Here is a 26714-nt window from a genome sequence, read left to right on the forward strand (position 1 = left end):
GATATCAGAATGCACAATAACTGGACATAGTAAAAACGAGATTACTTCTGCACTAAAAATGAGCATAATTATAGACCAGTATCAGTCAAATGCCCCTGTACCGGTCTATATAAGGTCCAAATAAATTTTCAGCAAAAATATTTCACAAGTATATCTTTTAGTTTATCATTATCCAGTTTTGAGTAGTTATTCGTTCTAATGGATTCTATTATACACTGTCTTATATTTCGAGACACTTCTCCATTTTCTGCCATTTTTCTTAATTCAACATCATGCATATCAAACAACCAACGAACATCAAACTTTTTATAATCAAACTTTTCATATTGATAATAAAAATCAAACTCATCCGCCACTCCAAGGAATTCCTCAAGTCCTGTAGTGTCAATTATGTTTAAAAAGCACCAATATCCTGCTTGAATTATATTTTCATACTTTCGTTTTGCTGGATAAGCCCTAACGCCTTTTTGAGTACTTTCTTTATCATCATTTTCTTTTTCTATTCTCAAAAAAGTCAATAGCTGGTTTTTTATTGTCTTATTAATCTTCGGTTTATATTCAAGAAATAGCATCAACAATCTGATATCAAACTGTTTTTCCAGTCTTTTTTCAATCGCTTCTCTGAGATTCTTTTGTTGTTTTTTTGTTATATGCTTAAAATAACTTACTGAAAATAATTGATATTGCTCATCCTCTATAATTTTATTTACCCTCTCAGAAAGCCCTCTAGAAACGTAATCCTTATCATCCAACTTCAAATAATTAGCCAAATTGCAATAACTGATATTTACATTTGTACTTGGAGCAACATTAGTATCCGTACCCTCATCCAACGCCTTCTTATGGATATCAAAATAATTGAGTAATGCATTTTCAATGCTCTTAATTGTCTTGTCACTATACATTTTTCGATTATATATCTGTGAATCTAAGAACAATACTTTATCTATAATCAATATGTCTCTGAATTCATTTGTCATTATAAATGTACAAATATAGTCAACAAATTCCTGTGATAGATTTATATAGCGTAACAATACCAATGCATTTTTTAATTTGCTTTGTATGTGTACATATTCATTAAATACTCCACTTGTTTTTACTACCATGAAATAATCAAGCAAATTTTTAACTGCATTTTCAATTACTTTTATATTTTTAAATTCCAGCAAAAATATCGAATTCTTTTTCAATAATCTTACTAACTCTTTATCTTCAAAGCACTCTACTAAGCAATTAAAATCTATTTCGTCAAGGACTATTTTCTCTTCTCTGTTTGGAAGTATGTTGTTAACTAAGATTTCTTGCTTATCTTGCACTGAATATTTATGGAGAATTGATTCCATGATTCTCTTTACAGAGGTTTTATATTCCGTAAAAACATCTGCCACTAAACCATTAGCCAATAAAAAGTTGACATAATCATTCACCCTATTTATTGCTCGATAACCGGAAGTTGTTCCATATTCTATAGTATTAGTTTCTATTACCTCATCCACCTTATGAGCAGCTTCAAACGCTTCATACGCATACTTATACAATAGTATTTGACCATGGATGTCTTTCAAACTTTCATAATTCTTTCGAAATTCAAATGGTAATCTATTAAATAAGTTTTCTACCTGCTTTTCTATTGGCAAATCATCCTCTATCTCCGAAGGATTATACTGTTCAAAAAGGCTATTAGAGTTTTCTACAATTTTTCTTAATTTAAAACAATTTGCTTTTGCGAAATAAAAGAGCAAATAATTTTTTTCATCAAAAGCCCTTCTTGATATTTCCAAAAACGATGCTAATGATTCATTATATCTCCCTAATTTATACAGATAAAATGCTTGTGTATACTTCTTATCGATTGTTTTATACTGTTTTTTCACATAGTTGTTCATCCATTTGTAATCAAACATAATGCAATAAGGATCCGCAAATGGAATCTCATCATGATTAATCGTATGAACCGATTTATTATCATATATCCAATAAATACACGCCTTAGCTAATACGCTCTTTATTGTTTTGTACATCTTGTACGTTTCTTTACTCAGTGCTTCTTTCTCATTTTTCTGTAATTTATCGATTTCTATAAATCGGCTGAATAGAACGTTATTATCCCATATGCGTATAGAACCATTACCTTCTACAATGAGATTATTCTTTGACAACCTTTTGGCAATATCTGTATATCTGAGTGCTTTCAATTCATCTAATGGTTTCAGCATATAATACAATGTTTTAAACGCTTCATTATCATTCTTTCCATTGTAGTCAAAAACATCGATTTTTTTAATTGCATCAAAAAAAGTCAAATATCTATCTGGAAATTGAGCTTTATTCTTATCTATTTTCCCCCATTCAAGCACTGCTACTCCTTTAGATTCATGATACTTTAATTCTAATGGAGATAATTCTTCGTCATCTGTATAAAAAAAGATTGGCTCTCTAAAATCACTTTTCAACAATTCTTTTGCCCAGTTGAGAATTAATTTGATATTATAATCGTTTAGTCTATATCCAATAAAAACAACCGTATTTGTTGCAAAAATTGATTTTAAAAGTGTTTCTATCAATTTGAATTTTTCACTATAATTTAAGTAATCTTCTTCCTTCAAAACAAAGTTCTTATGTTTAAAATCTCCATGCATTTTTAGAATATATCTATCTCCAGAAATGCTAGGTACATCCTTGTCACATGCAATCGGCTTATAAGTTAGACAATACTTTCCAGCCGCCTCCTCTAATAGTTCATCATAATTAGTTGTAATAAATGAAATTGGATCTAATGCTAACATTTCACGATGCACTGCATTAGGCAATAATGCTTTATTATTAATCGCATCTTCCACCGTTTTAAAATACTCATTTTTTTGATTCTTTTCCAAAGAAGAATAATACATTTGTGGAATCTTCAAGCACTCCTCATATGAATAGTCCTCTTGTAGTTTTATACCTAATTTCGTGCAAATAGCATTGGTTAGTTCATTCCACATCGGTACTCCTGAAACTCTGGATACACCTGCTCCCACAAAAAAAGTCAACGAATTATTCTTTGAAGCATTTATTATTCTAGTTAATTCTTTTTCGTACATATTTTCCTTGTATGATGTACTCACAACCGAATACATCACTTTTCCTTTCTTTTTGATATTGTGGTTCAATACAATTCAGATACTATGGACTTTTGATTTTTCCCTGTAGCCTTGACTACTTAACTGGAGTGTATTGCCGCTACCTTTATCTGAATTGTTTATAAGCTGGATGTTGCCATTGGCTGCTACTGCAGCCACCCGAGTACTTATGTCCATCAAGTCTACATGGTTAACCGCAGGCGGATATCACAGTATCAGACTTTATGAAAGGGAGGTGTTCCTCAATGATCTACGCAGGCATTGATATTGCAAAACTCAACCATTATGCCGCAGTCCTATCTTCTGACGGTGACGGGTTCAAAAAGCTTTCCGAGGAGCTTTCTGATTACGCTCCTGAGCCGACCATCATCGGTCTTGAATCAACGGCGCACTATGGTGACAACCTCGTCCTTTTCCTTGTTACCAGTGATTACAAAGTGTGTGTACTCAACCCTATTCAGACTTCGTCCAGGCGGAAGGATCGAATCCGAAAGACGAAGACTGATAAAGTCGATGCGATCGTAATTGCCGAAACCGTTATGATGCAGAAGTCCCATCGATTCGTGACCTTCTATGATCTCGACCTTATGGATCTCAAGACACTTGGGCGTTTCCGCCAGAAGTCCATAAAGCAGCGGACACGGTTAAAAATCCAGCTGACTTCCTATGTGGACCAGGTGTTTCCGGAGCTTCAATATGTTGTAAAGAACAATGCCACCTTTAGGGAGCTTTATTAAAGTTACCCTTTTGGACCCCAATATCGAAAAATGATTTTTCTGCTAATTTAAGCTTGACTTTTCATAGCTGGTCTCCAATTTTATTTAATTCCAACTCTCTAGGTATCTCCCCAATTCATGAAACACCGCTATCTTTCATCTCTCTCATTTAGATTATTCTTCCTTTTCATTTATTTTCATCCTTTAGATGTTCTTCCAACTCCATGAATCGATCAAAATCGCTTTGGAATAATCGATCCTGAATCACCCTATATTTTTCGAATTCCGTCTCCGCATGAATCTTGGCTTGCTCTGCACTGATTTTTCCCTTATCCTTAAGAACCTCATGATCCATCAAGGTAAGAAAACCATCCAATCTAATTTCCCAATCTGCCATAGTCATAGGAATATTTCGCATTGCCATACTTTCTGCCAAATCCAGATAGGCCGTAACCATTCTACTAAGGATAGCTAATTCTTCTTCCGTCAAATAATTCTTCGCTACAGTAACATCATACTTATGAATCTTGCTATTCGGAGAACCTTCCCATGTCGTGAGTCCCATATGCTCTTTCTCGGCATCCGCTCTGTTATAAATCACTTCTGCTGCGGTCTGACCATGAACAGCATAGTGAAGCTTGTTTTGTACAGCAGCAAAAAATCGCTTTGTTTCCTTTGCTGTAGAATCATAATCAATTGAAGTCGCGTAAATATCCGTTATCTTCTGATAGAATTTTCGTTCCGACAAACGTATTTCTCGAATACGTTCCAATAACTGCTCAAAATACTCCTTCGTTAAAACACTGCCGCCTTTTTTGAGCCTTTCATCGTCCATGGCATAGCCTTTAATCGTGTATTCTTCGATTATAGTATTTGCCCATTTACGAAATTGAACTGCTTTTTCCGAGTCTACTTTATGCCCAACTGCAATGATAGCCTTAAGATTATAATGTAATGTATCGTAGTCTTTTCCGTCATCGGCAGTTGTTCGAAATTTTCGAACAACTGAATTCTCTTCTATTTCACCATCTTCATACAGCTTATGTAAATGATAACTAATGGTGCTCTTTCCAACATCATAAAGAACACCCATCATTTTTTGACTTAACCAAACATTCTCGTCTGCATAAATTGCTTCTATCCCGCCTTCGCCGGTTGCTGTAATAAATGTCAGATACTCTGCCGCAGAGGATCTGATAGTAATCTCTTTTTTCTTAGCCATTAGCGAAATACCTCCTCCAGACTTCCGGATAATTCCTTTTCCAGTTCCATAATCTCCACCATGATTTCTTCTGATGGCCTAAAGCAGCCATTTTTATGGCTTTTATGATTTTACTATTTATTCTGTCCCATTTTACGGACTCTTCTCGGATCCTCGGGTTTTTTTGCATCTTTAGGCACAAGCCAAGTATTAGCAGCAAAAACTGCTCCTTCAACTCTACCTTCTCTGCATAGTGTCGTAACTCGACGACGTGAAATATCCCAGATTTTTGCAATTTCCGATGTAGATACATACTCCATAACAAATCCTCCATAAAAGTCGAAAAATTGGCCCTTATATTATATTCCCTCTGAGGAATAGTTTCAATAATAAAACAGCCAGAGATAATACTATTACCTCTTCAGGTTATTCTCGGTCTCAATGATCTCCCTCTGCGGGGCATCATACTGTTCCTTGGAGATTTCTCCCTTCGCCAGCGCCTGATTTGCCTGTTCTGCCGCGGTCTTTAACGTCTCCAGCCGTTCCTTCGTTGCCGCAACTGCCTCGCCCAAAAGTTTATGCTTCTGAGCCAGAAGCTCCGTATTACCCGGATCGAGCTTCAGAAGCGTCTCCACATCTTTCAGCTGCTGTTGGGTACTCTTGACCTGCGTATTCACGCCCTTCAGGGCAGTCTGCAATTTGGTGGTATCGCCGCCGATCTCGATGGTGATACCCTTGATTCTGTTCGCCGCCATCCCCCCTTCTCAGGCATAAGAAAAGAGCCAACCTCCCGGTCAGCCCTTCTTCATCAATTATTATTCCTTTTACGAAAATCCGTTAAACTGTACGCTATCCAAACAGTTTATCGGCTACCTTTTCCAACTCCCTGTGTTCCTGTGAATCGTCGTGTTCGCTTTCTTTTCCATCTATCCCCTTTACCGGATCAATCGAAAATAAGCCGTCTCGATTACAGTAAAGGAATATCCTTCTGACTCCCCTAATCTTAAAACGGGCTTCTGCCCTGCCTTCCGGATATAGCTTCGCCATCTGCATATCATTAGAAGAGGTTGCCGCCATAAACGAAATATAGTGTTCTTTCGTCATACTGTGATCAATCCGAACATAATACTCATCCTCAACACGCTTGATAAAGATCCTATGACTCTCATCTGTCGGTTCCGCCTCTAAAGGCACAAGCTGGATACCATGACAATGGATTTCTGCCTCACCCATGCTATGTATCGCGTTTCCGCAAATTGGGCAAACATAGAACTTCGACCGCAACATATTCGCTGATACATTTGCATTTTGGATGGTATTTCCCGAAATTAGCTCCGTAACCGAGATCTTGAATGCCTTAGCAATCGGCTCCAGCAAAGTAATATCGGGCATTCCTCGGAATCGTTCCCATTTAGAGATACATTTATCACTCACTCCCAGTTTTTCCGCCAGCTGAAGCTGTGTCATATTGTTCTTTTCCCGTAGTTCCTTTATAACTGTTCCCGTAACATATTGGTTCATATCCGTTATTACCTCCATGTTCGGATTGTAATTCATATCACCCGAACATGGTACCTACGGAAAGTAGAATTAAAAATAATAATATCCCATCAAAACTCTTGCATATTTCCACAAATGCCGTCCGGAACTGCCGGTTCCCGTTCGGTTTCACGATCCCGAAGATATCCCGGATCAGCTGTTCCTGCCGGGGAAGCAGCCACTCCGGGCAGTCAGGCATTCCCTTTACAGGCACCGGCTCCTTCTTATTCAGTTTTCTTTGCCCCAGATTGCCTTCCAGCTTCTTCAGTGCGGCCGGTTTCGGCTTACTTCCTGCCATCGGAATCTCCCCCTTGCAAAATAGGCAAAAGAAAAGGACCTCCGAAGAGATCCTTTACAAAACACGTACAAAGAAAAACAGAGTTGACATCACACGAATGCACTGCCGCTCTGCAAAAGATAAACTTTTTCTATGTGAACAACATTTTACCCAGTAACAAACCAACTGTCAACTACCTTTTTCATGAAATCAAATGTGATGAGATCTTTCTCTACGAAAGTCCTTTCGGATTTTATCTAAGAACTGCTTATCGGATTTCTCCCAGCTATCAGTCAGAAGCTCATTCTCGCAATTATACTCCATATCATTGAGCAAACTACCAAAATAAGAAAGTTCTCCACTATTCTGCTGCCACCCGAGTGCTTTTCCGGTAATCGCTATCCGGTCGGAGACATAAGCTGCATCAGTCAAAAGCAGTTCGCTCGCTTCGGACTGCGTAATATTATGATTCTCTACAAGCCTCAGCACAACTGCCTTAAACGGAAGCGCAAACAGATCCATCAAAGTCAGAACGTCATCTACAGAAATTTGTTCCGCATCAATTCCGTATAGTTTTAGTTGTTCGTCCAACAAACTATCCGGCATCAATAGTAAGCCTGCAAAAGCATTCGCTTCCAGATCTTCCTGCGACCCCGCCTGATCATCAGCTGTCTGGGAATCCAACAACGATCCGCTTGTGATCGTATCAGGATCAATATCCTCCGCATAGCAATGTATATGATATAATTCATGAGCCACTGCAAAAATCTGCTTACACATAGCAAGCTCAGAATTTACACAAAGAAATAGCGTGCCCTTTTTCACAAATGTAAATGCCCAAAGTTCTTCGTCCCTAAACGGGTAACGAAGTATTTCCAATGATAAATCTCTTTTCCTTGCATAATTCGTCACAATACCAAAGATGGCATCTCGAATCATCGTACTACCACAATAGTTTGCAGCAAAGGATTTCGCTTGAGTATCTATCTTTTCAAATTGTTTTGGTTGCTTTCTAAATAAACTTTCCTCCAGAACATTTCCCATCAAACATCCTTCCAAGCCGCCACCATAGCAGTACCATTTTCACGAACTCTTTTATGAAACAGAATCATATCCGATAGTTCGTCCGCCAGTTGCAGCGCCTGCTTAGCCTGCTCAGATTGTACCTTTCCCATAAATGCATGAACAATATTTGTATCGGCATGCGTAGTTGTTATTCTTGTAAGTTCTTCCATCCTAACTCCAAGGTAATTCGCTATGAACTTAAGCTCAACAGCATTAATCATACGTGTACCGTTAAGCATCTTATTCACCGTCTGTTTATTTGTTCCGATTGCATCTGCAAGATCGGTCTGTTTCTTGTTCTGTGTTTTCAGAAGCTCAAGTATATTACTTGCTATTATTGCATTCATATCAACCATTATCCCTGACTCCTTTCATGATAAGCATCCACTTATCCACTTGTATTGTATAGTACAGCACAGATATGGTCAATATTTCCTTTACTATTAATTTGTATTTTTTTAATTTAGTAACTATTTAAGTTACCATATTAAAGCTTCAAGTCATCGTTTGGTCCCCTCATCCATTTCGCGATTTTGCACATTTGAGCTACCCGCCGTTCTGGAGGAGATTTAACTGTAGAGATTTCGACTCCCCCTACCGGTCATGCCACCGATCGCCGCGCCTTGCATGGATCTGCGAGTGACACGACTTACACAGCGCGATTAGAAGCATCGGCGCCGTCCGTCTTCCATAAGTGCTATAGCTTCCAACACTGCTCACTGTCAGTTCCCGAACCTCTTTTGTTTTTCTCGCCATCTATGTGCCTCCTTTCGTGGATCTCCGTTTCCTTGTCTTTACATAGCAGGACATAGTCGGATGTCCGTCAATCAGTTACCAAAATTTTATAATCTCACATCCGATACATGGTCTTATGTCCACCAATGTGTTACCATAAATCATGTAAACAATAATTCTAAAACCCAATCTCCAAGAAATGGAGCCCATCCATGAGTGAAGAAAAAAAGAAATCTGGCCGGAAGCTCACCCCTGCAAGGCGAGCCGCCAATGCCAGATATAATAGTAAATTTGTCGAAATAAAAGTTCGGATGACACCGGGCCGAAGTTCAGGATCATGCCGCCAAGATGAATGAAAGCGCCACTGCCTTCATCAACCGTGCCATCCTCGAAACCATGGAACGCGACAATGCCAACACTCCGGAAGCATAACAGATCATTCTTGATTCAGACCGTTGTAGGCATTTATCATATCAATCTTTAAAATTGTAGGAGGATCACCATGTCCTTATTCTCTAAACCCGAGGTCATAATACTCAAAGAATCAAACAATGCCAAAGAATACCTCACAAAGCTTGAAGAATTGCAGAAAACGGTATCGAATGACTCTCCGCTTTACAAGAAAATCGACAACGAAATATCTATCGTCAAAGCCGGAATCCTTGGCGAAGAACGCATCCTTTTTGAACTGAAGAGCAGCGGCATGGACTTAGTTGTTCTTCACGATATCTGTCTCGTTGATGCTGAAGGAAACTCTGCCCAGATTGACTTCATTGTAATCACTCCCTATGTCAGAGTTTTTATTGAATGTAAAAATCTGTTCGGCAATATTGAAATAACTAGACAGGGAGAATTCATAAGAACAGTTACATATGGTGGAAAAAGGCATATAGAAGGACTCTATAGCCCTATCACTCAGAACGAACGGCATATGCAGGTCTTTAAGAATTGTTGGGGCGAAGGTGAAGGCACAATAAGAAGGCTCGCCTTTGAAAAATTCTTTGATTATTACAACAAATCATTAATTGTATTAGCTAATCCAAAGACCATATTAAATGCTCAATATGCCCCTATAGATATCAAATCCAAAGTCATTCGTTCAGATCAACTCATCGCAACACTCAAAGCGTTTAAGACTTCGGACAAATTCAATAAAAAGGATATGTTAAATGGAGGAGAGCATATCCTATCCATGACACGTGAAGACCGAAAAGACTACATTGACCGTTTCATAGCCTTGAAGGAGTCATTGGATGATGAATCAAGGCCAAATTCTCCATCTGAAACCGGACCAGGGTCTGAATCTGAAACGAATACGGAAGAGAAACGCAATTCCGATTCGGTTGCTGAATCTACTGCAACTCCGCCAGTTTCTACCTCGGAAGCGTCAAAGATCGAAGCCTTGCCCAAAGAAAAACTCTGTCCAAGATGTGGCAGTAAACTTGTCCTCAGAACAGCAAAAAGGGGGAACTACGTTGGAAACCAGTTCTGGGGATGCAGCCAATATCCAAAATGCAGATATATTGAAAATCTCATTCCTGACCAAGATTAAGCACTCGTTACCTGCTCTTAGAAAGATGCAATAACATGCATAAAGCCACAGCATGAAACATATCACACTTCATGCTGTGGTCTTTCCTATGCATTATTCCTGAACTGAGTTTTCATACTGTTTCAAAAACGTGGTTGAGCTCTGATTCAAAGCGGCTCAAGATACGTAATTGGATTATGCGCGCTCTGGTTCACTTATCAACTCTTCCGGCCTCGTTTCTGGCCTGATCCAGTCCCTTATAAGATCATCCGGCAGAATCACAGGCATACGGTCATGAATAAACCGAATCTCCTCTTCTGCCTCTTTCGTGAGAATGACAAAAGATGGAAGTCCATCCTTTATCTGATATAAGCCGCACAGCCAGGTAATATCTTTCCCTCGGGGTTGAATAAGATACTTATCTAACGTGTGAACCTTCCCATCACTCCCCTTTCTGTGTTCCCACTCAAAATACCATGATGCCGGAATAACGCATCGGTGCCGCTTCCAGTCATTTTGAAATAATGGCTTCTCAGCTGCAGTTTCAGCCCTTGCGTTAATCACAAGTTTTCCTATATCATATCCCCATTTCATCGGGAAAACCGCTCGCTTTCCGCGACGATCCATAGCAATGACCGGTACAACTTCCGACGGAAAACGTTCTCCATATGTCCGAACGCCTAACTTCCTCTTTTCCAAGGCCAATTTAAGCGGAGACGCATTCATGAGGCGAATGATCTCATCCATTTCCGCGGATTCCTTAATATAATATCTGCCGCACATGCGCTTTCCTTCCACATGCATTACTCATCTTCATGTCCCCATAGCAACCATTATAAATCAAACTGATACAGCTATAGGCCGGCTTCCAGCAAGCATTTCCCATGAAAAATCATCGATATCCTTTTTATTGCGTATTGTAATCCTGAAGAACGTTTTGAATTCATCATTGTCACATAAATAATTCTCAATCGAGCTAATGTATTCATCATCCATTTGACGATTATTTATGACTCGATCAACATTCACATCAAGATTACGAGACTCATTTACTCTGTCAACCAATTTAGCCACAACAAAAATGTATCCTTGTATGCTCAAGGGATCTAATGTTCCATTAAAAGTTCGAAATTCTATGGTCTTTTCATTCATACATCTCCAATTCATTCCTAGTTCGCGAACGGGAAATAAATAAGAACACATAGATATATCGTCCTTTTCTTGCATGAGATTTAAATATTCGTTAAATCCGAGTCTTTTACACCAAAGATAGCAAATAGCTGCTCTCATACAAATCGCGTACCGTTCTAATCGAACATGAGATATTGTGTTTGATGAATCTCCGGATAACTTTAGAATTAATGGTTCACATTTTTGATACGTATAAAATCTTCTATCTCGTCTTCATCAATGCGCTTGATAATATATTTCGCCTTCTCCACAGGAAATGGCGCATTTTCAGTTGAGTAATAATTCTTGTCAACAATCCTCACCAAAGCTTCATGGTTATCAGATCCTGCAGGAACAAGAACCGTATCCCCAACTTCGAAGGAATCATCATCTGCCAAATAACAGTAGGTCTTACCGCCCGGCTCAAACTCTACATCACAGAATATATAATCTGATGCTGTTCGCTTTGCCTTACCATAAGACTCTTCATTAAAAAGCTCTCCAAGTCCATAGAAAGCCATAAAATCAAAAATCTTTTCGATAAACTCCGGATACTCGTCAGGCAGCCCAAGTTTATCAAAAGAACCCTCTATAATCTTTTCGGTTCCATGCTGTGTGCGAATAGTTATCCTATAGTCGCATTGATTCATTGGATCGTCAATGACATCAGGCGGATTGCCGGTAACATCATCAAACATCTCGGGCCTAAGGTCATCCAGAAGGCCGCTGATGCCTTCCTCTACATGATAGGTAAATGTAGCAGAACACTGTTTTGCAAATTGAACATGATTTGTCAGTGTTTCCGTATCTCTGTCTATTGTCAAAACTTCAGAATAATTCCAGGTCTCAAATTCATACTCTGCACCTTCCGGTAACTGTTTTGGTTTTATCTTGGTCTCACGGTTGTACTCAAGTTTCAAATAGTCAATCTTTTCAGAGCAACCATCAAATACAAATAAATCATCTCTTCCAGTAGCTTCTCTGACCATATCAGAAAGTCCTCCCCTCTGTCTCCAGCAGCCTCAACCAAAGGGCCGTTGTATTACGCCAAGCAGATCCTTGAGCGCGTCTCGGATGTCCTCCGCTGTTTCAATATCGTATTCTTGGAGGCGCTGTGGGGTGATAGTATGCTTACCCTCTGTCATCTAAAAACGATGTGGCAGGCTTTTTCTCTTTTCTTGGCATAATTATAGGCCTCCTATGTTTTAGTGTATCATAGAAAGCCTTGGTCAATTCACTTTTACAGACTATTTCTCACACACTCATTGCGAGCGAATTATTCGCCCCTTACCACAAATACGTTATCACTCAGCAAGTCTTTTTCGTGGAGATCCCCATCCACAAAAAAACAGCACCACGAAGCATTATCACCTCATGATGCTGTCCACGTCTACTGCTCTCCCGAGTTTAATCGGCAAACCATTTAATCAATCGTAAGTACCCTTGCCCCCTGTTTCGCATATTGCTCCGGCAAAATCCCAATACGCCATCCGTATTGAGAGGTTTCAATGTAATAGTAGTTTTTACCATCTTTCTCGAAATGCGTTCCCTGGAGATTCGATCCCAGGACTCCGACTGCGCAGTGATTATCATATATAAGCAAAGCAGATCCATACCCCATCGCTTTAATGATGCCGCAAAGAAGAATGGATTTATCCTCACAATCTCCCCCCTTATCATTTAGAGTTTCTATTGGATATTTGGGATATTCCGTATCATTATCTGGAATATAGTCGAGGGACTGCACAAATGCGATCGCATTGCATACAGCCTTAAAATCTGAATCCCCATTCTGTCTAAAAGCTTTCGCCAATCCTTCACAGATCTTTGCGTTCATCGGATCATCGATGTAGTTTTTCCATTCCTGAACATTATAATACCGATCTAACGAACGGTAATACTCTGCTGCTCCGACCGGAAATTTTTCCTGTGTTAATTCTCTGTTTTGTCGTCCATCATAGCTCTTATACTCATATTTTCTCGGTTCAACTTTAGTTGTATCAATTTTTGACAGATCCGGTTTCCTATCATCTGCTAATCCCTTTTCTGCCTTCTTCGTAACATTCAGTTTATTATCAATGGCCGGCTGTCCACTTGCGCTGTTCCCTGTCTCGTTTTGAATGCTTTTTAATACTTTATTGGGTTGAACATCCTTGCTATAGGAAACCGTACTTCGATTCTGCTGTGCGGCCTTCCTTTCCCTGTATATTTTTAGAACATTACCGCCTACGCCAATCAGAAAATATAATACAACCGCCCATAGAATTATTTTCAGTACCTTCCACTTCCGCTTAGGCGGTTCCTTATCGTTTTTCGGATATGGAAATAATTCCGGACTGCCATACACGCCCATTCAATCACATCTGATCCATTTATCAAATAGATGATCGGATCTTTTCCTTTCCCTCAGATTTTTCTGAGATAGTCACTCTGTCCACCATTCTTATGTTGCTTTGAATCTGCTCTTGTCCATTTCTGCGAATGCTTTCATTCTCATAATATCACATTCCGATTCTATGCGATAATTTTATAATTTCTCAAAATCCTCATCACACAAAAAACAGCAGCACGAAGCGTTATCGCCTCATGCTGTTGTTCATGGTTATGCTTATCTGGGCTTAATCTACAAAGAAACAAATGTTTTAAAAATAACCTTTAGGATATCCAAATCTCTTTTTTACAGAAGCGTTACTTCGTCTCAAACCAGGACTGTCCCTCGGACATGCTGATCTCCAGCGATACCGGAAGATCCGCCGCATGCTTCATTTCCTCGGAAAGGATGTTCCGCACCGCTTCCGCCTCGTCTTTCCTGGTCTCGATCAGAAGTTCATCGTGGATCTGGAGAACCAGACGCGACTTCAGTCCTTCCCTGCGAAGTCTCCGGTCAACGCGGATCATCGCGATCTTGATGATATCGGCCGCCGTTCCCTGAATCGGTGCGTTCATCGCCACACGCTCTCCGAACTGGCGCTGCATGAAATTGCCGCTCTCCAGCTCCGGAATCGGGCGTCTTCTGCCGAACAGCGTCTCCGAATAGTGTTTTTCCTTCGCATCGCTGACCAGACGGTCGATAAACTGTTTTACCCCCGGGTATGCCTCAAAATACCGCTCAATGTACCCGGCAGCCTCCTGTCTGGAGATGCTGAGGTTGTTGCTGAGGCCGAAATTGCTGATGCCGTAGACGATGCCGAAATTGACAGCTTTCGCATTGCGGCGGAGCTCCGGCGTCACCTCGGAAAGCGGAACATGGAAGACCTGGGATGCCGTGATGGCATGGATGTCTTCTGCATCCCGGTACGCGGCGATCAGATTCTCATCCCCCGACATGCCCGCCAGAACGCGGAGCTCGATCTGGGAATAATCCGCATCAGTAAAAATGCAGCCTTCCTGCGGTACAAAGAGTTTTCGCAGTTCCCGTCCGAGTTCCATGCGAACCGGAATATTCTGGAGATTCGGCTCCGTGCTGCTGATTCGTCCGGTCGCCGTGATCGTCTGGTTAAACGTGCCGTGAATCCTGCCGTCCTCACGGATGTACTGCTGGAGTCCTTCCGCATAGGTCGATTTCAGCTTGGTATACTGGCGGTAGTCCAGAACCTTCTGGACAAAGGGATAATCCGGCGCGAGTTTGTCGAGAACCGCCGCCGCGGTGGAATAGCCGGTCTTCGTCTTCTTTCCGCCCGGGAGATTCATCTCGCCGAACAGAATCTCGCCAAGCTGTTTCGGCGAATTGATATTGAACTCGCGGCCGGTCTCGGCATAAATCTCCTTTTCCAGTTCATCGATCCGCACCTGAAGTTTTGCGGCATACGCTTTCAGTTCCTCCGGAAGAACGATAATTCCCTCTTCTTCCATATGATAAAGCGTATATACCGTCGGCATCTCGATATCATAGAAGAGATCCAGCATGCCGGTCTCCCGCATCTTGTCTTCCAGCACATCTCTCGACTTCCAGGCGATATAAGCATCATAGCCGATCACCTCGAAAGCCTTCTTCCGAAGTTCCTCCGGGTCTGTATCCCCATCGCTTTCTTTCTTTGATTTTCTGCCGGTTTCCGCGATTCCGGAAAGCGCCTGCGCAAGGGTGCATTTTCCGAGAAGTTCCTCTTTTGCCGGAATGGTCATTCCAAGGTAATCTCTGGCGATATCGTCATAGCCGTAAGTGTCCTTCAGCGGGTTCAGAAGATATCCTGCGATTCCGGCATCCATCACCGCGCGGTTTCCGCCGTCATTGCGTCCGCCGTCCACGACCGTCCGGTCCGTATTCTTCAGAAAAGGAAGCTGTCCCTTCAGATCCATCACGGTCAGTTTCGGATGAACGCGGAAGAGCTCCTCCGCTTTTTCCGCAAGATACCGTGCATTCAGCGCATTGTCCCGGCCATCCGATGCCGATTTATCCGGATCGGCATTGCGTCCCGAAAGTTCCGGGAACATCTCGAGCTGGGTGCAGGTCTCCTCTTCCTGTTTTTCCTGCTCCGCGACCAGAACGAACGCCTCTTCCGGACCAAAGGCAAGTCCGCAGGCAAGGATCTGTCCGTCCGCAATCTCAAGCTGAATGCCGGCCGATGAAGCCTTTTTTGCCTTTGCAAAAAGATCATCCGCTTTCTTCCGTTCCGTCACTGCCGTAAATGTCACAGAAGGTTCCGTCTCCCCCGCATCCGCGCCCGCAAAACGCTGTGCAAGCGCGCGGAACTCGAGGTCTTTCATCCACTGATATCCTTCCGGGCTGAACATATTGCCCACATGCGCGTCTTCAAACGAGAACGGAATCTCCACATGAATGTTGATCGTGGCAAGCTGTTTGCTCATCACGGCCATATCCCAGTGTTCCCGCAGCGCCTTCTGTGCACGCGGCGGCTTCAGCTCATCCACATGCTCATACGCTTCTTCGATGGTATGATAGGCGCTGATAATTGCGGTCGCCGTCTTCTCTCCGACAGACGGAACCCCCGGAATATTATCGGATGTATCACCCATCAGGGCCTTCAGGTCAATGACCTCGATCGGGGCGATTCCGTACTCTCTCTTTACATCCTCCGGATAGTAGTAATGCACTTCCGTCACACGCTTCACCGTCTTCGGAAGGCAGATCTTGATGTGCTCGTCGGAGAGCTGCAGAAGATCCCGGTCTCCCGAGAGGATGGAAACTTCTTTTCCTTCCGCCTGCATTCGCTTCGCGACCGTTCCGAGAATATCATCCGCCTCAAACCCTTCCATCGAAAGAATCGGAATATTCATCGCCTTCAGGACATCCTTGATCACCGGAATCTGCTCCCGAAGTTCCTCCGGCATCGGCTTTCTGGTCCCCTTATATTCGGAGAACATTTTATGGCGAAATGTCGGCGCGGACAGATCAAACGCCACCGCCAGGTGATCCGCCTGTTCCTCCTCGATCACCTTCAGCATGATATTCAGGAAACCGTACACCGCATTGGTATGCAGCCCCTTGGAATTGGTCAGTTCCGGAACGCCGTAGAACGCGCGGTTCATAATACTATGTCCGTCGATCAGAAGTATTTTATCCAAAGTACACCTCACTTAAAGATCCAAACCCGAATCTGCAGAAGCATCGTCATCACGATCGCCATCACCGTCAGTGTGTAGACGGCGACGCTTCCGATATACAGATTCCTGAGAAAATGCATTTTCGCATGGGACGCCGCCACTTTCTGTTTCAGGCTCCCGGCGATATTCATCGGCCCGAGATCGCCGGAGCGGTCCAGCTGTTTCAGACCGGTATCGATCATATAATATATTTCCAGTTCCTCCCGACAGGACTCACAGGAGTCGAGATGTTTGAGAAATGCGGAAAGCTTTGCGCCCCGGAGCTGATCGCGGATGTAAGGTTCCACAAGGCGTTCCTCCTCCGCGCAGCTGAGTTTTTCCACAGAATCTCTTGTCATAATATGAGTCATCCGATACCTCCGCCGAAAAAGGCCAGTTCATCCGTTGTACAGTTTTTTGCCGGGAACGGTTCCATCCGCTCTTCCCTTTTGGTTTTGTCCCGGCACTGACCGCCTGAATTCATGAAAACAGCACCCGGAAATAATCCTGCAAATCTTCCAGAGAAGTCAGGATAATCTCACTCTTTTCTTCCATCTCTTCCGTCGGCGGCATCATGTCCGGAACCATGACCGGGTGCATCCCGGCCGCATACGCTGAACGGATTCCGTTATAGGAATCCTCCACCGCATATGCCTCCTTCGGATCAACGCCGATCCGCTCGCAGGCCATGAGATAAATATCCGGCTCCGGTTTGCTGCGCTGCAGCATGTCGCCGCATACCACCTCATCGAAGAACTCCAGCAGTCCCGCATCGCGAAGTTCAGCGACAACCACCTCTTCTCTGGTGGAGGATGCCAGCGCAATCTTCCGCTTTTCCGCCCTCAGAAACCCAAGGAGTTCTCTCACACCGCGCATGAGCGGAAGCTTTCCGCCGTCGGCCATCTGGTGGTAGATCCCGGCCGCCTCCTGTTTCAGTGTATCATATGGAAAGTCTTCTCCATAGGCTTCGAGAAAAATTCTTCGGGACACTTCCCGGTTCGTGCCGAGACACTTCCGGACAGTTTCCTCAATCTCCGGGATGTTTTCGCGATCCGCCACCATTTTCCAGCTTTTCAGAACAAGACGCTCCGAATCAAAGATCACGCCGTCCATATCGAACACCACGGCTTTGACAAGCCGATATGGCTTCAGTCGTGCGGCCTTGGCCCGTGGAGTTTCTTCCGCGCGAAGGGCCAGATACCGCGCGTGCTCGTTCTGCGACATGCACATCGGTCCGATGTCGGTCCGATAGGTTTTCCGGTTCAAAAGTTCGTCTGTCATCGTTTCTCCGTTTTCCGAATGTCTGGAATGTATCAATCAAACATCATTCTGAGGAAGCGCTTTGATCCGCGTTTCCCTGATGCAAGGTTTTATTTTACCTTCTTCCGGAGCATTTGTCCATCGCGGCGGGAAAACCCTGACTGATACTCCGACCTCGGTTTTGTCTTTCGCTTCTCCCCGGCTCTGACGGCAGCTCCCCGGTTCTGACGGCGGCTCCAATCACAGCTTTGACTGCCGCGCCGGACACAAATCAGGCCTTCTATGATTTGAAATCATAGAAGGCCCGAGACAATTCCTCGCGTATTTCATTCCGACACGGATCCGGCAGACTCCTTTTTCTGCCTTCTTCCGTTCATCCTCCGGATGATAATCCTGTGGTCTTATTCGTCCTTTTTGATGTGCTTGGCAACGGAGATGGTATATCCGGTCGGGGAAACCATCATGGTTGCCACCGAAGATCCGGTATCGGTGATCTTGTCACCCTGCACGTTCGTAAATCCCTTTGCTTTCAGCATTTCATATGTTTCATCGAAGTCACTGACATTCATGCGGATCGATGTTATCGTCTGCGGAACGTCTGCCGACGTCACATCGACGTGAAATACCTTTCCTTCTTCATTGGTGTATCTCATTCGAACGCTGGTAAAGGCCTTGTCGTCAATACCGGTTTTTGTGTGACGTTTCTCAAAGCCCAGTGCTTCAAACAGCGCGATCACTTCATCAGCCTTATCGGTAATAATCAGCGGATTAAACGATGTGATGTTCATGGTATTGCTCCTTTCCTGATTTCAGTCAGCAGATTCTCTCCATCCAGCGTTTTTCCTGCGGAACATTTCCCGGTGATTCCGAAAAATGAACACGCAACTTCATTGGTGATATTTCCTTCGTGAACTGCGTGAAGTTTTCTGTCTTCTTTTAGTATTATATTTTAAATTTTGTATTATTTCAAGAACAATCGAACAAATTCCGCATTGTTTTGTCGTCATCGCAACGCCCCTTTTTTACAAGCCCTGTCATATTCCCGTCCCAAGGCAGGCTTTTCGTCCAAAAGGAAAAAACCGCCCAGCCATGAGAATATCTCACAGCTGAGCGGTCCATATTGCCCCTGCCAAGGATGCCGGCGGCGGGACTCGAACCCGCACGTTGTTTCCAACAAGAGATTTTGAGTCTCCCTCGTCTGCCATTCCGACACGCCGGCGCTTCGTGTCACGAGAAACATTTTACTAAAATTGTGTATAAATTGCAACCAATAATTCTTACAGCGCTGACAATGAACGTATGTACCGTATTAGGCAGTGCCCGGTTCTTCGAATAATCGTCGCTTCCCCGAGCGGGCCCGACCGACCGCCGGCGCGGCTTACTTTTTCTCCGTCTGCCGAAAAAACAGAAGGCGCCGTCTGCTTCCCGGCTCCCAGGCTCTTAGGGAGATCCGTCAACCGCACCTTCTGATTTCATTTTTTCCTCCGTCGGTCACGATCCGTCGGCCGTCAGAACGGACGGTCATAACCGCGGCTCAGTGATGGAACAGTCTCATTCCGGTGAACGCGATCACCATTCCGTACTTGTCGGCCGTCTCGATGACATGATCGTCACGGATCGAACCGCCCGGTTCCGCCACATACTGAACGCCGGACTTGCGTGCTCTCTCAATATTGTCTCCGAACGGGAAGAACGCGTCGGATCCGAGAGTGACATCCTTCAGCTGATCCAGCCATGCTCTCTGCTGCTCCCTTGTAAACACCTCGGGTTTCACCTTGAAGATCTTCTGCCATGCGCCGTCTGCAAGCACATCCTCGTACTCATCCCCGATGTAGAGGTCGATCGCATTGTCGCGGTCGGCACGCTTGATGCCGTCTACAAACTGAAGTCCGAGAACCTGCGGGGACTGACGCTTCCACCAGTTGTCCGCCTTCTGTCCCGCCAGTCTCGTGCAGTGAATTCTCGACTGCTGACCCGCGCCGATGCCGATCGCCTGTCCGTCCTTCACATAGCACACCGAGTTGGACTGGGTGTATTTCAGAACAATCAGGGAAATGATCATATCGGTCTTTGCGCTGTCCGGAATCTCATGGTTCTTCGTGACGATATTTTCCAGCAGTTCCTCACCGATATGGAAATCCTGCCGTCCCTGTTCAAAGGTCACGCCGAACACCTGCTTCCGCTCGATTGCCTCCGGGACATAGGAAGAATCGATCTGAATCACGTTATAATTGCCGTTCTTCTTCGCCTTCAGGATCTCCAGCGCCTCCGGCTCATATCCCGGGGCAATGACACCGTCCGAAACCTCTCGCTTGATCAGTTTTGCCGTGGCAGCATCACATGGATCCGAAAGCGCGATAAAATCGCCAAAAGAAGACATGCGGTCCGCTCCTCTCGCACGTGCGTAGGCACAGGCAAGCGGAGAAAGGTCGCCCTGATCATCCACCCAGTAAATCTTTTTCAGCGTATCCGAGAGCGGAAGTCCGACTGCCGCGCCGGCCGGAGAAACATGTTTAAAGGATGTCGCTGCCGGAAGACCGGTGGCCTCTTTCAGCTCTTTGACCAGCTGCCAGCCGTTCAGCGCATCCAGAAAATTGATATATCCCGGTCTGCCGCTGAGAACGGTAACCGGAAGATCGCCGCCATTTTCCATAAAGATGCGGGACGGTTTCTGATTCGGGTTGCATCCGTATTTTAAAGCAATTTCATTCATCGTTTGTGCCCTCATTTATTCTTATTTATAATGCGTGTCTCATAAGTTCCGTTTTCGATGTTAATATAGCGGACAAACAGGGAGACTTTGTTCTCCTCGTTGAGACTCTTCCACAGAAGCTCCGCAAAGGCATCGATGTCATCCGGAACGGCAATGCGCTTCGGCTCGCCCTCAAAACTCGGAAGCGGATTCCCGTCATGCTGATAGGTGCTGATAAAATGTCCCTCTCCGGCAAACGGATGATTGTATGCAAATGTCTGGCGAAGGCAGGACTCCGGACGTCCTCCGTCGCTTTTCAGAATCGACAGAGCGTAATTGTAGGTTCCGTGATCCACGTGCATGATTCCGGAGATGCGCGGCGTGTAGTTCGGTGCATCCGGCTCAAACTCGCGGCTGCGGAGCGACTGCTCAAAGGTCAGCTGATGATCCATGCCCTCGTAGATCGTGTCGGTCTGGTCACCGTTTGTCACAATGGTTTTATTGCCGAGAACACGGACCGGAGCGTAAATGATCAGGCTCGGATCTTCGAGTTTGGACGGATCAAACGCCTGTGTACGGATTCCCTCGCCGTCCTCAACAAATACACGGTTGCGGCTGTTGGAGCTTCTGCCCATGATGAAATATGCCGCTGCCGCATGTCTGCCATCCGGCGTCATTCCGAGGATGATTCCTCTGCCCGGGTAAGAGTTATTCCGCAGTTCCTGCTCAATCGAAATCATTTCCATGATTTTCTCCTTTTCTGTGTTCTGTGATGTTCTTTTGTCATCAAAGACTTGCATGTAATCTCACACTGCCTATTCATACCACGATTTCGCCCAAAATCTCTTGATTGAAATCAATTTTTGATTCACTGTTGTGACAACAGAACCGCCTATAACTCATTATATACAAAATTCTTATACAAAGAATACAAGGATTGCAAATTTTTCGTTCCGATTCCCTACCACTGTTATTTCATGAAGAATTATTGTATAATGTGTAAGGTTATGGGATATTATCCGGCCGATGCCGGTTTTACACTGCCAATGATCAATATAGAAAAAGGAGTAAATCAATGACTAACGTAACAATTCTGGATCACCCGCTGCTGCAGCACAAAATCTCCCTTCTTCGCGATAAGGCTACCGGAACACAGGAGTTCCGTTCTCTGATTGAGGAAATTGCAATGCTGATGGGCTACGAGGCTCTCCGCGATCTTCCGGTTGAGGACAAGGAGATCGAGACTCCGATCGAGACATGCATGACTCCGATGCTTGCCGGCAAGAAGCTGGCGGTTGTACCGATCCTGCGCGCTGGTCTCGGAATGACCGGCGGTATCCTCGCTCTCGTTCCGTCCGCAAAGGTTGGCCACATCGGTCTTTACCGCGATCCGGAGACTCATGAGCCGCACGAGTATTACTGCAAGCTGCCGAATCCGATTGAGCAGCGTACCATCGTAGTCACCGATCCGATGCTTGCAACAGGCGGTTCCGCTGCCGATGCGATCACCATGATCAAGAACCACGGCGGAAAGAAGATCAAGTTCATGGCTATCATTGCTGCTCCGGAAGGTCTGAAGAGACTTCACGAGGCTCATCCGGATGTTCAGATCTACGTTGGTCATGTCGACAGATGTCTGAATGAGAACGCTTACATCTGCCCGGGTCTGGGCGATGCCGGCGACCGTATCTTCGGAACAAAGTAATCCGAACGATCGGAACAGACGAATTCATAAAAAAAGAAGAACCGGAAGGAAAGCGAACTGCTTTTCCTCCCGGTTCATTTTTATAAAATCTAAAGAATGCTCTGCATCTCCCCAAAAAACACGGCGCGAAGATGCGCACGCCACTGTTTTTCTTCTGCTTTTCTTCTGTTTATTTTCTGTTTTTCTTCTGCCTCTCTTCTGCAACAGACCGTTCAATCGGTGACCATTTCCCTCTTTCCGTGCCGGATGCCAAAATACAACACCTCGAGGATACAGCAGGTGATCCATCCGAACGGATATCCGAATGCCACCAGTGCCGGTGTGTTGGCGATAAATCTCGTCACGACAAAAAGATAGATCTGGCGGAACAGAACAAACGTCACAAGCATGATCATCATCGGTCCCGTCGAATCCCCGCGTCCCCTCATGGCGGCCGCAAGCACCTGATTGACCGAGTTGAACATCAGAAAGAAAACATTTTGCCGAAGAGCAAACGTGCCGAAAGCGATGACGCCTTCATCCTGTGTAAACATGCTGATCGTTCTCTCCGCGAAGATCCAGATCAGCAGCGCGATCGTGCCGGTGACGGACAGCGTAAGCATAATTGACGTTCGTGTGCCCTCATTCGCCCTTTTGAGTTTTCCGGCCCCCACGTTCTGGCTGACAAAGGTCGTCGCCGCCATCGCGACACTCGCCATCGGAAGCATGATAAACTGATCGATTTTATTGTAGCAGCCCCATCCGGCCATCGCGGTGGAGCCGAAGAAATTGATATACGACTGCACAAACACGTTGGAAAATGCCGTAATCACCGACTGAATCCCGTTGGGAAGGCCGATGGAAAAGATCTCTCTCAGACGGGCGCGGTCAAGCGTCAGATCGCGGATCACGAGCCGGTAAATGTCATGTGTGCGGATCAGCAGAAGAAGGGTCAGAGCCGCGGAGATAAACTGGGAGAGAATGGTCGCGTACGCCACGCCCGCGATACCCATGTGAAGCGGAATGACAAACAAAAGGTCCAGAATGATATTCATCACGCTCGTCAGGATCAGAAACATCAGCGGCCGGGTCGTATCTCCCACCGCACGGAGAATGCCGCTTCCGATATTATAAATCAGAAGTCCCGAGATTCCTCCGAAGTAGATTCTCAGGTAAACAGCCGCCTCATGAAAGACGTCCGCCGGCGTGTCCATGAACTTCAGCATAAAATCCACCGCTGAGATAAAGCCGACGGTAAACAGGACGCATAAAAGAAAGGTCGACGCCATCGTCGTTTCAATGGCGAGATGAAGTTTTTTCATATCTTTTGCGCCGAAATACCGTCCGATGACAACCCCCGCTCCCACCGAAAATCCGTTGAAGAAAAAGACGGCCATGTTGGTAATCATCGTCGTTGAACCGACGGCGGCAAGCGCCTCCGTGCCGACAAACTGTCCGACTACAATCGAATCCACTGTATTGTACAGCATCTGAAAAATATTGCCGAACATCAGCGGAAGCGCAAACATCAGTATCTGTTTCAGAATATTTCCTTCAGTCAGGTCTCTGGCTGTCGATCTCATAATTATTTCCTCCACCCATTCAGTATAATGCATTTTTATACAAAACAGCCAAACCCGATGCTGACTTCCGCATTTTTTGCATCATTTGAATAAATAAATGCCCAACTATATATAATAGCACCTTTTCCGGCACATAATCATGAAAAAAATTCATACCATCATGAGAGTTTCCTTTGCTATAATAAGTTCGATAAAAATTCAACAATCTTTTAGGAGGAAGTATGAGAAAGAACTTCATGACAAAGTCCGGTCTTGCACTTGCAGCTGCCGGCACCTTACTGTTTGCCTCTCTGACCGGCTGTAGTAAGTCCGGAGCAGCAGCTACTACTGCTGCCGCTACAGAAGCATCCGCAGCAGGTGTTTCCGGCACATTTGAGGGCTCCGCGGCAGGTATGGCCGGCGAGAGCAACCCGGTAAAGGTAAGCTTAACGCTGAAAGACGGTGTTATCACCGATGTCAAAGTAGAAGGCCCGGGCGAGACACAGGGAATCGGAACAAAGGCAATCGACGAACTGCCGGGTGCCATGGTTTCCGCAAACTCTGTTGAGGTCGACGGCATTTCCGGCGCTACGATCACTTCCGATGCGATCAAGGCTGCTGCGGTTGCCGCTCTCGCATCTGCAGGCATGAAGCCGGAAGATCTCCAGTCCAAGGCAGCAGGCGAAGCAGCTCCGGCTCAGGATGAGACGGTTGACGCAGACGTTGCCATCATCGGTATGGGCGGTGCCGGTATGACTGCTGCCATCACTGCTGCCGATGGAGGAAAGAGCGTTGTCATCCTTGAGTCCCAGGCCATGGGCGGCGGAAACTCTGTTCGCGCTACCGGCGGTATGAATGCCGCTGCGACTCCGGAGCAGACTAAGAACAAGTTCACCGAGGAGGCAGGCGTAAACGCAACTCTCGAGAAGGCAAAGAAGGATTTTGCCGATAATGAGGCAATCACAAAACTCGCTGCTACAGTTCAGGAACAGTGGGATGCATATCAGGCAAAACCGGAAGGTTACTTCGATACTGCTGAGCTGATGGCTCTCGATACCATGATCGGCGGACACGGCACCAACGATCCGGAACTGGTCATGACTCTGACCAAAAACTCTGCGGATTCCATCCAGTGGCTCCACGATCACGGCGCTGATCTCAGCTCCGTAGGTGCAGCCGGCGGCGCTTCCGTCAAGAGAATTCACCGTCCGGTCAATGCAGAGGGCAAGACCACTGCTGTCGGCGCATACATCGTTCCGATCCTCACAAAGAATGTGGAAGACCGCGGCGTAAAGGTATTCTACAACACCACCGCTGAGAAGATCCTCATGAAGGATGGCGCCGCTGTCGGCGTTGAGGGTAAGGGAACCAGCGGCAACACCATCACCGTAAACGCAAAGGCTGTTATTCTCGCTTCCGGCGGCTTCGGTGCAAATGCAGAGATGGTTGAGAAGTATCGCCCGGACCTGAAGGGCTTTGTTACCACCAATGCGGATGGTGCTCTCGGACAGGGTATCAAGATGGCTGAGGATGCCGGTGCTGCTCTTGTCGATATGGATCAGATCCAGATTCATCCGACCGTTCACGTGGACGAGAAGGGCAATGCTCACCTGATCACCGAGGGCGTTCGCGGCGACGGTGCGATCCTTGTAAACAAGGACGGAAACCGTTTCTTCGATGAAGTTTCCACCAGAGACAAGGTATCTGCTGCCGAAATGGAGCAGAAAGACGGTTCTGTATGGCTGATCCTTGACCAGGCAATGATGGACGGCTCCGCTGTATATCAGGGTTATGTGGATGCAGGCTATGCGGTAACCGGCCAGACCTTTGAGGAGCTCGCAAAGGCAATGGACGTTCCGGCTGAGAACTTCACAAAGACCATGGAGAGCTGGGCAAAGATCTATGCAGACCGCAAGGACGAAGAGTTCGGACGTACTTCCTTCTCCAATGAGAATGATCTGTCCAAGGCTCCGTTCTACGCAATCCTTGTTGCTCCGGGAATCCACCACACCATGGGCGGTGTAAAAATCAACACCAACACGGAGGTTCTGGATACCAACAGCAAGACAATCTCCGGCCTCTTTGCTGCTGGTGAGGTAACCGGCGGAATCCACGGCGGCAACCGTCTCGGCGGAACCGCAGTATCCGACTTCACCGTTATGGGACGTATCGCAGGCCAGGCTGCGGTAGATTACATTAAGTAATCCGGCCCGGGCGGTTCCGGAATGTGGTTTCGGATGATAGGTTCATCCATTCCGTAAAAGGATAAATTGAGTAGGAGGGAGTGATTAGCTCCCGTCCTCTCACAGCACCGTACGTACCGTTCGGTATACGGCGCTTTCAATAGTTGACGTGCACAGACTGATAGGCTGTGGCTAAATCATAGAAGCCACTGTTTATCAGTCTTTCTTTTGTCATCGCCATGTTGACTGCGACTGTATGTGTGGTAAACCAATATCCACGCCGACTGTTGCCAGCCATATGCGCCAAGTCCTCGGGCACACCCATCTTAATCAGATTTCGCACCTTTGTCTTGGGCTTCTTCCATTGTTTCCATATACACATACGGATTCTGTGATAGAGCCATCCATTGATGTCGTCGATGTTCTTCTTCAT

Annotated in this window: 23 protein-coding genes, 1 tRNA gene and 1 pseudogene; 4 read left to right on the forward strand and 21 right to left on the reverse strand. The window is 45.2% G+C overall.

Annotated elements, in window-relative coordinates; all coding sequences use genetic code 11:
- Positions 1 to 128: 128 nt before the first annotated feature.
- On the reverse strand, positions 129 to 3086 hold the full coding sequence (locus tag BR86_RS0107945; RefSeq protein WP_161767296.1) for an SIR2 family protein: 2958 nt from the start codon (positions 3084 to 3086) through the stop codon (positions 129 to 131).
- Between the two features lie 284 nt (positions 3087 to 3370).
- Here BR86_RS0107945 and BR86_RS0107950 point away from each other — a divergent pair, with 284 nt between their 5' ends.
- Positions 3371 to 3862: an IS110 family transposase gene (locus BR86_RS0107950; RefSeq protein ID WP_051684680.1), complete on the forward strand. Its 492-nt coding sequence runs from the start codon at positions 3371 to 3373 to the stop codon at positions 3860 to 3862.
- Between the two features lie 166 nt (positions 3863 to 4028).
- Here BR86_RS0107950 and BR86_RS0107955 read toward each other — a convergent pair whose 3' ends face one another.
- The 7 genes and pseudogenes from BR86_RS0107955 to BR86_RS0107985 form a co-directional block, all read right to left on the reverse strand.
- Positions 4029 to 5063, reverse strand: coding sequence for a virulence RhuM family protein (locus tag BR86_RS0107955; protein ID WP_031472829.1), 1035 nt, complete (start codon positions 5061 to 5063; stop codon positions 4029 to 4031).
- Between the two features lie 113 nt (positions 5064 to 5176).
- On the reverse strand, positions 5177 to 5362 hold the full coding sequence (locus BR86_RS15635; protein WP_075034456.1) for a helix-turn-helix domain-containing protein: 186 nt from the start codon (positions 5360 to 5362) through the stop codon (positions 5177 to 5179).
- Positions 5363 to 5458: 96 nt separating this feature from the next.
- A pseudogene (locus BR86_RS0107965) lies at positions 5459 to 5797 on the reverse strand (phage tail tape measure protein); the annotation flags it as partial.
- 94 nt (positions 5798 to 5891) lie between these two features.
- Positions 5892 to 6563 carry a helix-turn-helix domain-containing protein gene (locus tag BR86_RS0107970; RefSeq protein WP_075034455.1) on the reverse strand — a complete coding sequence of 224 codons (672 nt, stop codon included), beginning with the start codon at positions 6561 to 6563 and terminating at the stop codon, positions 5892 to 5894.
- 37 nt (positions 6564 to 6600) lie between these two features.
- Positions 6601 to 6879 carry a hypothetical protein gene (locus BR86_RS16505; RefSeq protein ID WP_038288231.1) on the reverse strand — a complete coding sequence of 93 codons (279 nt, stop codon included), beginning with the start codon at positions 6877 to 6879 and terminating at the stop codon, positions 6601 to 6603.
- Positions 6880 to 7068: 189 nt separating this feature from the next.
- Positions 7069 to 7902, reverse strand: coding sequence for an ImmA/IrrE family metallo-endopeptidase (locus BR86_RS0107980; RefSeq protein WP_031472839.1), 834 nt, complete (start codon positions 7900 to 7902; stop codon positions 7069 to 7071).
- Positions 7902 to 8279, reverse strand: a complete 378-nt coding sequence (locus BR86_RS0107985; protein WP_031472841.1) for a helix-turn-helix domain-containing protein — start codon at positions 8277 to 8279, stop codon at positions 7902 to 7904. The genes BR86_RS0107980 and BR86_RS0107985 overlap by 1 nt, the downstream gene beginning before the upstream one ends.
- 881 nt (positions 8280 to 9160) lie before the next feature.
- Here BR86_RS0107985 and BR86_RS16325 point away from each other — a divergent pair.
- Positions 9161 to 10210: an NERD domain-containing protein gene (locus BR86_RS16325; RefSeq protein WP_038288234.1), complete on the forward strand. Its 1050-nt coding sequence runs from the start codon at positions 9161 to 9163 to the stop codon at positions 10208 to 10210.
- 174 nt (positions 10211 to 10384) lie between these two features.
- On the opposite strand, the gene BR86_RS0108000 is transcribed toward BR86_RS16325, so the two are convergent.
- The 11 genes from BR86_RS0108000 to BR86_RS0108060 all read right to left on the reverse strand — a co-directional run bounded on the left by BR86_RS0108000 (position 10385) and on the right by BR86_RS0108060 (position 21598).
- Positions 10385 to 10993: an SOS response-associated peptidase gene (locus BR86_RS0108000; protein WP_081844191.1), complete on the reverse strand. Its 609-nt coding sequence runs from the start codon at positions 10991 to 10993 to the stop codon at positions 10385 to 10387.
- A 36-nt stretch (positions 10994 to 11029) separates the two neighbouring features.
- Entirely contained in the window at positions 11030 to 11479 is a 450-nt protein-coding gene (locus tag BR86_RS0108005; RefSeq protein ID WP_143099342.1) for a hypothetical protein, read from the reverse strand.
- A gap of 68 nt (positions 11480 to 11547) precedes the next feature.
- Positions 11548 to 12348 (reverse strand): hypothetical protein, encoded by an 801-nt coding sequence (locus BR86_RS0108010; protein WP_051684681.1) that lies wholly within the window; start codon positions 12346 to 12348, stop codon positions 11548 to 11550.
- A gap of 434 nt (positions 12349 to 12782) precedes the next feature.
- On the reverse strand, positions 12783 to 13712 hold the full coding sequence (locus BR86_RS15215; protein ID WP_051684682.1) for a transglutaminase-like domain-containing protein: 930 nt from the start codon (positions 13710 to 13712) through the stop codon (positions 12783 to 12785).
- Between the two features lie 335 nt (positions 13713 to 14047).
- Entirely contained in the window at positions 14048 to 16882 is a 2835-nt protein-coding gene (gene polA, locus BR86_RS0108025) for a DNA polymerase I (RefSeq protein ID WP_031472853.1), read from the reverse strand.
- A gap of 8 nt (positions 16883 to 16890) precedes the next feature.
- Positions 16891 to 17259 carry an anti-sigma factor gene (locus tag BR86_RS0108030; RefSeq protein WP_031472855.1) on the reverse strand — a complete coding sequence of 123 codons (369 nt, stop codon included), beginning with the start codon at positions 17257 to 17259 and terminating at the stop codon, positions 16891 to 16893.
- Positions 17260 to 17380: 121 nt separating this feature from the next.
- Complete coding sequence (locus tag BR86_RS0108040; protein WP_242841588.1) at positions 17381 to 18181, reverse strand: HAD family hydrolase; 801 nt, start codon at positions 18179 to 18181, stop codon at positions 17381 to 17383.
- A gap of 380 nt (positions 18182 to 18561) precedes the next feature.
- Positions 18562 to 18948 carry a VOC family protein gene (locus BR86_RS0108045; RefSeq protein WP_031472859.1) on the reverse strand — a complete coding sequence of 129 codons (387 nt, stop codon included), beginning with the start codon at positions 18946 to 18948 and terminating at the stop codon, positions 18562 to 18564.
- A gap of 348 nt (positions 18949 to 19296) precedes the next feature.
- Positions 19297 to 19379 (reverse strand) — tRNA-Leu (locus tag BR86_RS0108050).
- Between the two features lie 315 nt (positions 19380 to 19694).
- On the reverse strand, positions 19695 to 20873 hold the full coding sequence (locus BR86_RS0108055) for a phosphoribosylaminoimidazolecarboxamide formyltransferase (protein ID WP_031472861.1): 1179 nt from the start codon (positions 20871 to 20873) through the stop codon (positions 19695 to 19697).
- An 11-nt stretch (positions 20874 to 20884) separates the two neighbouring features.
- Complete coding sequence (locus BR86_RS0108060; RefSeq protein WP_031472863.1) at positions 20885 to 21598, reverse strand: IMP cyclohydrolase; 714 nt, start codon at positions 21596 to 21598, stop codon at positions 20885 to 20887.
- Positions 21599 to 21927: 329 nt separating this feature from the next.
- Between BR86_RS0108060 and upp the strand changes: the two genes are divergently transcribed.
- Positions 21928 to 22557, forward strand: coding sequence for a uracil phosphoribosyltransferase (gene upp / locus BR86_RS0108065; protein ID WP_031472865.1), 630 nt, complete (start codon positions 21928 to 21930; stop codon positions 22555 to 22557).
- Positions 22558 to 22769: 212 nt separating this feature from the next.
- Here the strand turns inward: upp and BR86_RS0108075 are convergent, their stop codons facing one another.
- Complete coding sequence (locus tag BR86_RS0108075; RefSeq protein WP_031472869.1) at positions 22770 to 24119, reverse strand: MATE family efflux transporter; 1350 nt, start codon at positions 24117 to 24119, stop codon at positions 22770 to 22772.
- A 221-nt stretch (positions 24120 to 24340) separates the two neighbouring features.
- Here BR86_RS0108075 and BR86_RS0108085 point away from each other — a divergent pair, with 221 nt between their 5' ends.
- Positions 24341 to 26302, forward strand: coding sequence for a flavocytochrome c (locus BR86_RS0108085; RefSeq protein WP_038288238.1), 1962 nt, complete (start codon positions 24341 to 24343; stop codon positions 26300 to 26302).
- Between the two features lie 136 nt (positions 26303 to 26438).
- Here BR86_RS0108085 and BR86_RS0108090 read toward each other — a convergent pair.
- The coding region (locus BR86_RS0108090; protein WP_031472873.1) for a group II intron maturase-specific domain-containing protein at positions 26439 to 26714 on the reverse strand (276 nt) is incomplete at its 5' end.

Source organism: [Clostridium] aminophilum DSM 10710 (assembly GCF_000711825.1).
In the GTDB taxonomy this organism is placed as follows: domain Bacteria; phylum Bacillota; class Clostridia; order Lachnospirales; family Lachnospiraceae; genus Clostridium_R; species Clostridium_R aminophilum.

What these genes read in the sequence shown, in the direction of transcription:
- BR86_RS0108075 (WP_031472869.1), bottom strand. Translation starts at nt 24,119, where the DNA reads ATGAGATCGACAGCCAGAGACCTGACTGAAGGAAATATTCTGAAACAG.
- BR86_RS0108045 (WP_031472859.1), bottom strand. Translation starts at nt 18,948, where the DNA reads ATGAACATCACATCGTTTAATCCGCTGATTATTACCGATAAGGCTGAT.
- BR86_RS0108060 (WP_031472863.1), bottom strand. Translation starts at nt 21,598, where the DNA reads ATGGAAATGATTTCGATTGAGCAGGAACTGCGGAATAACTCTTACCCG.
- BR86_RS0107970 (WP_075034455.1), bottom strand. Translation starts at nt 6,563, where the DNA reads ATGAACCAATATGTTACGGGAACAGTTATAAAGGAACTACGGGAAAAG.
- BR86_RS0108055 (WP_031472861.1), bottom strand. Translation starts at nt 20,873, where the DNA reads ATGAATGAAATTGCTTTAAAATACGGATGCAACCCGAATCAGAAACCG.
- BR86_RS0108030 (WP_031472855.1), bottom strand. Translation starts at nt 17,259, where the DNA reads ATGACAAGAGATTCTGTGGAAAAACTCAGCTGCGCGGAGGAGGAACGC.
- BR86_RS0108005 (WP_143099342.1), bottom strand. Translation starts at nt 11,479, where the DNA reads ATGAGAGCAGCTATTTGCTATCTTTGGTGTAAAAGACTCGGATTTAAC.
- BR86_RS15635 (WP_075034456.1), bottom strand. Translation starts at nt 5,362, where the DNA reads ATGGAGTATGTATCTACATCGGAAATTGCAAAAATCTGGGATATTTCA.
- BR86_RS15215 (WP_051684682.1), bottom strand. Translation starts at nt 13,712, where the DNA reads ATGGGCGTGTATGGCAGTCCGGAATTATTTCCATATCCGAAAAACGAT.
- BR86_RS16325 (WP_038288234.1), top strand. Translation starts at nt 9,161, where the DNA reads ATGTCCTTATTCTCTAAACCCGAGGTCATAATACTCAAAGAATCAAAC.
- BR86_RS0107980 (WP_031472839.1), bottom strand. Translation starts at nt 7,902, where the DNA reads ATGGGAAATGTTCTGGAGGAAAGTTTATTTAGAAAGCAACCAAAACAA.
- BR86_RS0107945 (WP_161767296.1), bottom strand. Translation starts at nt 3,086, where the DNA reads ATGTACGAAAAAGAATTAACTAGAATAATAAATGCTTCAAAGAATAAT.
- BR86_RS0108040 (WP_242841588.1), bottom strand. Translation starts at nt 18,181, where the DNA reads ATGACAGACGAACTTTTGAACCGGAAAACCTATCGGACCGACATCGGA.
- BR86_RS0107985 (WP_031472841.1), bottom strand. Translation starts at nt 8,279, where the DNA reads ATGGTTGATATGAATGCAATAATAGCAAGTAATATACTTGAGCTTCTG.
- BR86_RS0107950 (WP_051684680.1), top strand. Translation starts at nt 3,371, where the DNA reads ATGATCTACGCAGGCATTGATATTGCAAAACTCAACCATTATGCCGCA.
- BR86_RS16505 (WP_038288231.1), bottom strand. Translation starts at nt 6,879, where the DNA reads ATGGCAGGAAGTAAGCCGAAACCGGCCGCACTGAAGAAGCTGGAAGGC.
- upp (WP_031472865.1), top strand. Translation starts at nt 21,928, where the DNA reads ATGACTAACGTAACAATTCTGGATCACCCGCTGCTGCAGCACAAAATC.
- BR86_RS0108085 (WP_038288238.1), top strand. Translation starts at nt 24,341, where the DNA reads ATGAGAAAGAACTTCATGACAAAGTCCGGTCTTGCACTTGCAGCTGCC.
- BR86_RS0108000 (WP_081844191.1), bottom strand. Translation starts at nt 10,993, where the DNA reads ATGCATGTGGAAGGAAAGCGCATGTGCGGCAGATATTATATTAAGGAA.
- BR86_RS0107955 (WP_031472829.1), bottom strand. Translation starts at nt 5,063, where the DNA reads ATGGCTAAGAAAAAAGAGATTACTATCAGATCCTCTGCGGCAGAGTAT.
- BR86_RS0108010 (WP_051684681.1), bottom strand. Translation starts at nt 12,348, where the DNA reads ATGGTCAGAGAAGCTACTGGAAGAGATGATTTATTTGTATTTGATGGT.